Here is a 9,475-nt window from a genome sequence, read left to right on the forward strand (position 1 = left end):
AGCTGAATAGCTGAATAGTACCAAGGCCACCCTCTAACTCGACGTTAATGGGTGGCCTTTTTGTCTCTGCCTTATGCACTGAAAGACGCCATCAAGATATAGACTCACGGCTAATGACGGCTAGATATTTATCAGTAATAATAGTGTTTACCCTTTCTGATTGAAAAAGCGTTGGTCTTGACTCTCTATGCTTAATCCAAAATTGATCTCATTACTCCCAGATTTAGCCTCATTCATTTTGGTGGTCAATGAAGGCAGTTTTACGGCGGCGGCGAAAACGCTCAATGTTACCCCCTCTGCGCTCAGCAAATTGATCACTCGCCTTGAAAATGCATTGAACGTAAAGCTGTTTGAAAGAACAACACGTAAACTCATCATCACTCAGGCAGGGCAAAAAGTGTATAACCAAGCGGTTGTCATGATGAATGCTGCGCAGCAAGCGGTTGAACTGTCGACGGCGGATCACAGCGAGCCGTCAGGCGTGTTAACCGTTGCAGCACCAGAGGCTTTTTTAAATTCGGTATTGCAACCTTTTATTGTCCCTTTCTTACAACGCTACCCACTTATTCAGCTCAAACTGCGCGCTGTTGATGGCGAAATTGATCTGTTCAAACACGGCATTGATGTGGCGTTCAAGTTGACTGATGAACCTGATGAGAAACTGGTTTTAAAAGAGATAGGAAAAACGGATCTCGTTCTTTGCGCTAGCCCTGATTACATTGCAGAGCGAGGCATGCCAATTCATCCGACAGAGTTAGTAGAGCACGATTGCATCTACCTGGCTGAAACAGAACAAGACAACATTTGGGACTTCCTAAAAGACGATGAATTTCACACGGTGACCATTTCTGGTCGGTACGCCGTGAATCACTCTCAAATGCGACTGAATGGTGTGAAAAGCGGTTTAGGCATCGGTATCTTCCACGACTTTGTGGTGAAAGAAGCAATAGAGAATAAACAGGTGGTTCCAGTACTACCCAAATGGACAATTAAGAGCAGTTACCATGGTGAAATCGCCATGCAGTATGCTCAAACAAAATACATGCCAGCACGCCTTAGAGTCTTCATTGATTTTGTGATGGAAAATCTCACCAATAAACTGTCTGTTGAAACGCTCTAGTGCTTCTCTTGATGTCGGCAAGCTCCCAGCACGTTTCCCCACCTAAAAATCGCATGCGGGTAACGTGTGTTCTAAACCTCGTGCGAAATGGCGACTACTCGATGTTGAAAACATTAAAAAGAATGTTTGAAGCAACAAAAAAGGTTGCCCCCGTGCGAGAGGCAACCTTTTAAAACACGTTATCTATTTCGGTGGTTAACCGAATATACGGCTCCAAATACTTGGGTTACGTCTATCGTGGAATTCAATTCGAAGGTCATCCACTTCACGCAGTGCTTGCTGAGCATTTTCCAAGTCACCATTTTCAAGGTGTGACTCAACATTTTCTACCGCAATACGCAGTTTCGTAAAGCCTTCCGAATACAACTCACTTTTCTCAACAGGGTGTTCCGCATTCTTTAAATCTTGAATAAGGTCAGCCAGATTCGCGATAGGCTCTTGCATGGATTCGACGCTTTCGGCTTTTGCTGCTTGACGGAATTCAAGCCCCATTTTTTTCATCGTTTGAGTCATATCAAAATCGTCAGCGACAGCGTTAAATGAGAGAGCAGCGAATGACATAGCAAGCCCGAGAGCCATTGGTAATATTTTTTTCATGATTTTAAATTTTAGTTAGATTAATTAACAGGAGTGTAAAGGAAATCCACTTTGGAATTGAGCGAAAAAGTGTATCAATTTACATAAACGAACGATCGGCAAGTAACAGCGAGCCTCAAAGCTTAGACTCTAATGTATTTTTCCTAAGCATTTGGCCATTACTTGCTATCACAACTGGGGTACTTTGAGTAACCATCTATAGATGAGCAAATTCTTCAATAGGCGCTCTGCCACGAAGCTCGAGAAAGTCTAAAAACTGTCGCGAAGTATGAGTGATGACCCTAGTAGAATCGAAGTCTGTCGCTTCAAGCAGATCGTTAACCAGATTCAACTTACCAACATATTCGCAGAAGTGAGCATCGCTGCCCGTTGTGACAAATGCGCCATACTGTTTTGCCAAGCATGCAATCTCATAACAACGTTCTACACTACCCACACGATTGCGGCCAGTCAGTGAGGTATTGTTTACTTCGATTGCCACATTGTTTTCTGCTGCGCATTGAATGACGGCATCGAAATCGAAGTCAAAATTTGGATTACCAAGGTGGCCAAGGGCATCCACACGACCAGATTTGATGATATTAATAAGCGCTTGTGTATGAGTGGCCTTGTCGGCTGGGCGAAAGACAGGTTCATGAAAGCTCGCAAGTACCCAATCCAAATGCTGATCGACGGACAACGGAATGTCGATTTCGCCCTCAACATTCATAATATTCACCTCGCACCCTTTTAAAAGGCCAACGCCTTCTAGAAAGCGAGGAAGAATACGTTGATTCGCAAAAAACCAATAATGTGGTGCACCGGGCATTGATTCAGCGTGGTCAGTCGTGCAGAACAGCGACAAACCATTCTCTTTGGCTGACTTGGCGTTTTCAATCAAAGTACTATACGCGTGGCCACTTGCATAAGTATGGGTATGGGTATCAACACTGAGTTTCATCTACGGCTCTCACATCCGGTCAATTTCGTTTGGCCGCAGTTTATCAATATACGCGTACTTAGTCTTGTTCGTTTCGATGACAATTCAGTAACCAAACAACTTAGATTCACTCGCCTAAATGGGAGATTATGAACCGAGCCAACTATTCATACTAAACATAATCATACTGAATATAATCATACTGACGACAATCATGCTCACTATAATGATGATGGCTTTCATTTAGGCTCTGGTTTTCAGGTTCCGGTATTCTGATTCTGGGAGCGCAGAGAAACCTTACTATTGCTCACACAATTCCTTAATCATAGGCAGGGCTTTTTCCCATCCATTGTTGAACATTGAAATAAAGTCAGGATGCGTTTTAACCGTGACTTGCAGCACAACCGAATTATCAAGCGAGTCGATTTGAAAAGACTCGGAAGACCCAATCCATTTATCGGCGATATCGGCATCAATGTCTTTCATATTCTCTGGATAAAAAATCGCGACGTGATGGTATTCGATAGCATGGTTAACGGAAACCCGGTCAATTTGCGCTCGAGTCCCGCCCAAACTTGGGTCAAAGAACAGCATGTCTTCGCCTTCGCACCACTGCCCTTTAAACTGAGATTCGGGTGAAAACGCGGCTGCCCACTGCTGATATTTATCGAGTTCGGTTAAGATTTTCCATACGGTTTTAGAGTCTGATTTGATTTCAATACCATAGTTAAGCGTCAGCATAAATTGTCCCAATGTCATTGACTACTTAACAGGTATAGATGAATTTGTTTTCATTTCGGTTAAAAAAACATCGTTTTGCGACATTAAGCTTATTGCGCCTGTTTCTAGACCATTTTTCTAATATATCAACCTTCTAAAATTTCAGAATATTTTTGCATGATCGAGTGTATAGACAATACTTACTAGAGCTCTTTGCAACGGAAATGCCAATGAGAAAACGTCGTTACTCGCTGAGTATTCACATTACCAGCCTATTTTTGGTACTCACTACTCTTGTCGGCGTAGTGCTGATCGCGATCAGCTATAACCATTCACAAGCTTTATTGGCAGCGAGTGCCAAGGAGGTAAGTAGAGAAAACACGCGTAAACTCGAGAATGCATTCAAGCAAAGCACGGGGCCAATTTTCACGACATTAGATTTTCTTGCCTATAGCCCAGTCGTAGAACAACCTAAATCACCGATAACGCAAAAGCGATGGTTATCCTCTATAGAGTTGATCTTTCAAAGAAACAAAAGCCTCACGGCGCTCTATTACGCGTTAGAAAATGGCACATTTACTATTTTGACGCCGCTACGCACTAACCTTGATAGAGAGAACAACCAAGCCCCTGAAAAAGCCAACCTGCTCATCAAGATCACCAAACTTTCTGGGTCCAACGAAATCTACTTCCTAGATGGCAACCATAATCAGATTGGCTATACCAAAACAGACGACAACGACTTCGACCCTAGAGTTCGCCCTTGGTTCATCAACGCCGATGCTGATGGAGAGATTCGACTTACCGATCCCTATCGATTCTATTCCATGAATAAAAATGGGATTACGCTTTCACGCCGATCGATAAACGGCCAATCTGTTATTGGGGCTGATTTCACATTGGATTCACTGTCCAATCAAATCAGTGAAATTGGCTTTTCAAGCAATTCGAAAATGCTTCTTTTTGACGATGATTTCCAAGTTCTAGCGCATCACCAGTCTGGCATTGATATAAACCAACCGATAGAGCAGCTGAATCGTGCTATTGAAGACAGTGTCTTTCAGCCTGTCGTGGACAAGGCAAGTGATGACCCTCTCCATGAAGAAGTTTCATACAATAATATTCTCTGGTCTATCACTCTTACCCCAGTTGCACTGAACAATCATGTTCGTTTGTTGCTCGCAGAAGCGACACCGCAAGACGACCTGATCAGTAACCTTGTCTCCATGAGGAATAAACAAATCACCGTCGCACTGTCTATGCTGATCCTCAGTTTCTTGATTGTTTGGTTTGTGGCTAAAAGGCTTGCTAATCCACTACAAAACCTGGTTCACCTAACGGACAATATTGCACGTTTTGATTTTAAAAAAACGCGCTACCCAAAAAGCATGATCAAAGAAGTCACCAACCTCACCCAATCTATCGAGCTAATGGAGCACACGCTGCATGACCTGTTGCGTTTATTAAGAGAAACCGCGTCTAACCAAGACTTTAACCTGCTTGCTAAAACCATTACTCATCAAAGCTATCTTGTGACTCGCGCCGAAACCATTTTACTCTTCGTTCATTCCGAGCAAGACGATAAATTCGTGACCGCTGCAAACCATGCCATCATTCCTTTCAAGATAGAGATCAACTCTTTTCTTCGCGAAACACCTTGGCTGTTAACCGATCTCAAGAAAGGCGAGATTATCCATTTGAATCAAGAGGATAATGCCCTTAGCAAATATAGAGACTACCTCTATAACTCCGATATCTATTTTTTCCCGCTACTTAACAGAGAAAAACAGCTGGTTGGCGTTTTAACGCTCGGATACGAAAGAAAAATCACAAAGCAACAAAGCGACAAGCACGCTTTTCTTCGTGAACTTTTAAGTTTTGCCGAGATAGCAAAAGACAATATCGACCAAATGGAACAGCAAAAGGAGATGCTCAACGCGTTTATTGAGCTGATTGCATCCGCCATCGATACCAAATCCCCTTATACAGGCAGTCATTGCCAGCGAGTGCCTGAACTCACTAAAATGCTAACCAAGGTGGTTGAAAACGACGACAAGTATTTCCCTCAATTCTCCGTCACGCCAAAACAGCGAGAAGAAATTCACCTCGCGGCTTGGCTACATGATTGTGGCAAAGTCACCACGCCAGAGTATGTCGTTGATAAAGCGACTAAATTGGAAACCATTTATGATCGTATACACGAGATTCGAATGCGATTCGAACTGCTAAAATGCCAGGCGGAGGTTGATTACTGGAAAGCCCTTCAACAAGGTGAAGATGAACAATCGAGCAAGGAAGTGCTTAGCCAACTTCACCAAACTTTGGACAAAGAATTTGAATTTGTCGCATCCACGAATATTGGTGGAGAATCCATGAGTGACGCTGATCTGACTCAGTTACAAACCATAGGGAAACGACAATGGAGGCGCACACTCAACGATCAGCTAGGTGTCTCTTGGATAGAAAAACAAAGGGCAGAGCCTGCTAAAACGCTGCCTGTGATGGAATCATTACTATCCGATAAACCAGTACACCAAATCCAGTGGAGCGAAGGGTTCAAGCCAGAAGAAGTATGGAAAGAGTCGTTCACACTTCAACCCGGTGACCTGAAATACAATCGAGGGGAGTTGTACAACCTTTCTATCACCAAAGGGACCCTCAACCGTGAAGAGCGTTTCATTATTAATGACCACATCATTCAGACGATTTCTATGCTGAGGAGATTGCCCTACCCTGAACATCTCAAGAACATTCCAGACATCGCAGGCGGCCATCACGAGCGTGTGGATGGTAATGGATACCCAAGAGGGTTGAATGAAGACCAGTTGTCTATTCCGGCTCGAATCATGGCGATAGCGGATGTGCTTGAAGCGCTAACATCGAGTGATAGGCCATACAAGAAAGGCAAGCAGCTTAGCGAGTCAATTCAAATAATGACGGAAATGGCCACGACTGGGCATATTGATCCTAAGCTATATTTATTGTTTTTAGAGAACCAATTAGACCAAGATTACGCGGACGCATTCTTAACGGAAAAACAACGGGATGATTTTGATCGCGACGCGCATGTTCAAACAGTAAAAGAGTATTTAAAAACGCTGTTCTGATTCCACCAAGAACAGCATTAAAAAATCATCTAGTCCCAGTATGGTGAGATTTCTTTAACCAAATCAGTGCACTGGAGGTTCACCCACACATGGAATTTTTCTATGGCTAGATGAGAGCTTGAGAACTCGAGATCTTCAAGCCTGTATTCATGCTCAACGGCAATAAACTCCCCGCTGTAACGATCCGCGAAAACCAAATCGACTCGACTCTTTAGCAACAAATCAAATCCTTGGGCTAGAGAGTTAACCTCAAGAACGTCAAGGCCACTGTCATGCAGCACACCACTTAGCCCTTTTTTAGAATAGGAAACCAGCAATGCCACGGATAACCCCTCCAATTCAGAGAGATCGTCCCATTGAAACGCACCTTGCTGATTCAATCGATAGAAACCAAGAGGAATATCCTCGTTAGACAGGACCCACTTTTTCAACGTTGAATTGTTTTTATCCCTTGGAGGGTAAAAACTGAGGCACCAGTCTCCCATCAGTAAACGCTTGCCCAAACGCGTTGGCGGAGAAAACTGAGCATTGATGTCTATTCCCGACATGGCAGGGTGAGAGCGGAGTTTATCGAAAGCGATCCCCTGATCGTGCATGCTAGCGGTTGTGTAAGGCGGAAACTCTATTGCCAGAACATCAACGCCTCCTCGCGCAAAAACAGACAGCGACAGAGCCCCACAGAGCAATACACCAACTTTTCTTAGCGTCCTAAACAAATTCGCTTGGTTCATCTCGCGTCTCTCATTCTCACTCAATCACTCCCTTAAAAAAATAAAAATTTACCACTTTGCAGACTGGAATTTTAAAGCTGCCTGAGAGAATTATCAGTATAGATGACTTTCGACATACACAAGAATGGCGAAAAACAGAGGTCTTTAGCACTTTTCTTTGAATCTGAGCAGTTTACCCTCGCTCATAAGGCTTGAAACAGCATGAGCATAAGAGGAGTGTTTGTCCGTACTCAACATGCTAGGCTGCAGTTCAATCGAATGTTAAACGTAAGCAGCGTTTGCCAACGTGTATTGATGGCGCGATAGAGTTAGAACAATTTCCTTTTCTCCTTAACAAAGGCTTTATCCGGTTGCGATGAAGAATCCGAGCCAATCATCTGATAACGTCTGACTTTCTTACGTAATGACGGAACAAACTCAATAAACCAACGATAGATAGTGGAGCGATTAACGGAAATGCCTCGTTCCTGAAGCATATCGCTGAGGCTAGCGTAACTCATTGATGTCGAGCCCTACCAACATATGTACCATAGAATAGTTGCCAAGTGTTTCCATTTTAATTTGTTAATCATTGAGTTTACCGATGTTTACGATCAGATGATGGTAATTACATCGTCACTGACTTTTTTGCATCTAGCTCGTTTTAAGGATGGATATTTATCCATCAAGTTCGATATATCTAGCCATTATTTGGTTGCCATTATAAATGTCGGAGTGAATTGCATATTTTGCAATTTCACTGTCTCCATTTTTTAGTGCCTCAAGAACTTCCCAATGATGATGAATCGCCATTTCTTCTGAGAAATGTTCATATGCAATAGCTACAACCCCCCCAGTCCTCATCCAAAGAGTACTTATAAAACTCTCCAGTAAAGGCATTTCTGCTATAGAAGCGAGCATAATATGAAATGCACTATTTAATACTAATGATTTCCCTATATCTTTCTCATGAATGGCTAAAAGATTCTCATTAATATTGTTTTCCAATAGTTCTAGTTTTTCACTTGTGGCTTTTTTGGCAGCAGTATAGGCAGCTAAACCCTCAAGCTCTATACGAAGGCTTCTATTTTCAAGGTACTGCTGCCTTGTTAGTACTGGAACTCTAATATCTCTTGGTGACTTCATAACCAATGCGTGCTCTTTTGATAGCTGCAAAATGGCATCTCTTACAGGTGTGACACTAGTACCAAATTGTTCGGCAAGTTCTCTAATTTTTAGTCGATCATTAGGTTTTAACTTTCCACTAATCAAGGACTCCCTTAGCAATAAATAAACATTGCTGCCAAGATGCGAATTATTAAGCTTGCTGTCAATAACCATGATTAAACCTGTTATAAGATCAAAAAACACTATGAAATATTATACAATAAAAGTAATTTTTATCTTCAGTTGTTCGCTATGGATTTACTCTGAGATCATTTTCTCACACCTACGACGCAGAAACTCTAGTGTTAGCAGTAGCGCAAGTGAAAACAATGTTAGTAACATTGCAACTGCAATAATAGCAGGCGTAATGTTTTCTCGAAGACCTTCGAACATTTGCATTGGCAAAGTTCTCTGTTCTGGACCTGCTACGAAAACAGCAACCACTACTTCGTCAAAGGATGTCGCAAAGGCAAAAAGTGCGCCAGATACTACACCAGGTAAAATCAAAGGTAGAACAACTTTGATTAACACAACAAGAGGACTAGCACCTAGGTTTGCCGCTGCTCGTATTAAGTTAAAATCAAAACCCTGCAGAGTAGCATTTACCGTAATTAAAACAAAAGGTGTGCCAAGCAGCGTGTGCGCAACTATCAAAGCGGTATAAGTTGATCCCAACCCAATTTTTGCAAAAAAGAAGTATAATCCCAAAGCCGCGATAATCATTGGAACAGCCATGGGGGATACCATTAATCCAGTAACCGCTGCTTTTCCTTTAAAATTAGATGTGTTAATGCCTAGGGCTGCTAAAGTGCCCAGGATTGTTGCAAAGATTGTAGATACTACGCCAACAAATATGCTGTTTTTTAGTGCATTCATCCAAACTGGAGAAGTCAGTACTTCTTCATACCATTGTAGGGAGTATCCAGTAATAGGGTAACTTAAGAAACTATCTGAACTAAATGACAGAGGAAGTACTGCTATTAAAGGAACCGATAGAAATACAAGCGCAGTAATTGAGAAACTGACATATAAAATATATGAGAGTTTTCCCGTTTTGCTAGAATATATATGGAATGACATACTTAATTCCTTAAGTTCGCTTTGTATTAGAGAGTTTAAGGCGTTGTTGCCTAAA

At 42.3% G+C, this 9,475-nt stretch carries 8 protein-coding genes and 1 pseudogene; 2 read left to right on the forward strand and 7 right to left on the reverse strand.

Annotated features, from left to right (window positions below; translation table 11 throughout):
• Window positions 1-187: 187 nt before the first annotated feature.
• Complete coding sequence (locus BCU12_RS03970) at window positions 188-1,120, forward strand: LysR family transcriptional regulator (RefSeq protein ID WP_102403087.1); 933 nt, start codon at window positions 188-190, stop codon at window positions 1,118-1,120.
• 195 nt (window positions 1,121-1,315) lie between these two features.
• Here the strand turns inward: BCU12_RS03970 and BCU12_RS03975 are convergent, their stop codons facing one another.
• From BCU12_RS03975 to BCU12_RS03985, 3 genes are all read right to left on the reverse strand, one after another.
• Window positions 1,316-1,717, reverse strand: a complete 402-nt coding sequence (locus BCU12_RS03975; RefSeq protein WP_198599245.1) for a cytochrome b562 — start codon at window positions 1,715-1,717, stop codon at window positions 1,316-1,318.
• 196 nt (window positions 1,718-1,913) lie between these two features.
• Window positions 1,914-2,657: a phosphatase gene (locus BCU12_RS03980; RefSeq protein ID WP_102403089.1), complete on the reverse strand. Its 744-nt coding sequence runs from the start codon at window positions 2,655-2,657 to the stop codon at window positions 1,914-1,916.
• A gap of 279 nt (window positions 2,658-2,936) precedes the next feature.
• A complete protein-coding gene (locus BCU12_RS03985) occupies window positions 2,937-3,377 on the reverse strand; it encodes a 2-keto-3-deoxygluconate kinase (RefSeq protein WP_102403090.1) in 441 nt (146 codons plus the stop codon).
• A 209-nt stretch (window positions 3,378-3,586) separates the two neighbouring features.
• Here BCU12_RS03985 and BCU12_RS03990 point away from each other — a divergent pair, with 209 nt between their 5' ends.
• Window positions 3,587-6,463 (forward strand): HD domain-containing phosphohydrolase, encoded by a 2,877-nt coding sequence (locus tag BCU12_RS03990; protein WP_102403091.1) that lies wholly within the window; start codon window positions 3,587-3,589, stop codon window positions 6,461-6,463.
• Between the two features lie 29 nt (window positions 6,464-6,492).
• Here BCU12_RS03990 and BCU12_RS03995 read toward each other — a convergent pair whose 3' ends face one another.
• The 4 genes and pseudogenes from BCU12_RS03995 to BCU12_RS04005 form a co-directional block, all read right to left on the reverse strand.
• Complete coding sequence (locus BCU12_RS03995) at window positions 6,493-7,194, reverse strand: hypothetical protein (RefSeq protein ID WP_102403092.1); 702 nt, start codon at window positions 7,192-7,194, stop codon at window positions 6,493-6,495.
• Between the two features lie 168 nt (window positions 7,195-7,362).
• Window positions 7,363-7,766 (reverse strand): annotated as a pseudogene (locus BCU12_RS23570) (IS6 family transposase); the annotation flags it as partial.
• A gap of 85 nt (window positions 7,767-7,851) precedes the next feature.
• Complete coding sequence (locus BCU12_RS04000; RefSeq protein ID WP_102403093.1) at window positions 7,852-8,514, reverse strand: GntR family transcriptional regulator; 663 nt, start codon at window positions 8,512-8,514, stop codon at window positions 7,852-7,854.
• An 84-nt stretch (window positions 8,515-8,598) separates the two neighbouring features.
• Entirely contained in the window at window positions 8,599-9,420 is an 822-nt protein-coding gene (locus BCU12_RS04005) for an ABC transporter permease (protein WP_102403094.1), read from the reverse strand.
• Window positions 9,421-9,475 lie beyond the last annotated feature (55 nt).

This window comes from Vibrio sp. 10N.261.55.A7, from assembly GCF_002877365.1.
GTDB lineage: Bacteria > Pseudomonadota > Gammaproteobacteria > Enterobacterales > Vibrionaceae > Vibrio.

Excerpts from the sequence above, each read along its gene's own strand:
- BCU12_RS03970 (WP_102403087.1), top strand. The coding sequence starts at position 188 with ATGCTTAATCCAAAATTGATCTCATTACTCCCAGATTTAGCCTCATTC.
- BCU12_RS03975 (WP_198599245.1), bottom strand. The coding sequence starts at position 1,717 with ATGAAAAAAATATTACCAATGGCTCTCGGGCTTGCTATGTCATTCGCT.
- BCU12_RS03980 (WP_102403089.1), bottom strand. The coding sequence starts at position 2,657 with ATGAAACTCAGTGTTGATACCCATACCCATACTTATGCAAGTGGCCAC.
- BCU12_RS03985 (WP_102403090.1), bottom strand. The coding sequence starts at position 3,377 with ATGCTGACGCTTAACTATGGTATTGAAATCAAATCAGACTCTAAAACC.
- BCU12_RS03990 (WP_102403091.1), top strand. The coding sequence starts at position 3,587 with ATGAGAAAACGTCGTTACTCGCTGAGTATTCACATTACCAGCCTATTT.
- BCU12_RS03995 (WP_102403092.1), bottom strand. The coding sequence starts at position 7,194 with ATGAACCAAGCGAATTTGTTTAGGACGCTAAGAAAAGTTGGTGTATTG.
- BCU12_RS04000 (WP_102403093.1), bottom strand. The coding sequence starts at position 8,514 with ATGGTTATTGACAGCAAGCTTAATAATTCGCATCTTGGCAGCAATGTT.
- BCU12_RS04005 (WP_102403094.1), bottom strand. The coding sequence starts at position 9,420 with ATGTCATTCCATATATATTCTAGCAAAACGGGAAAACTCTCATATATT.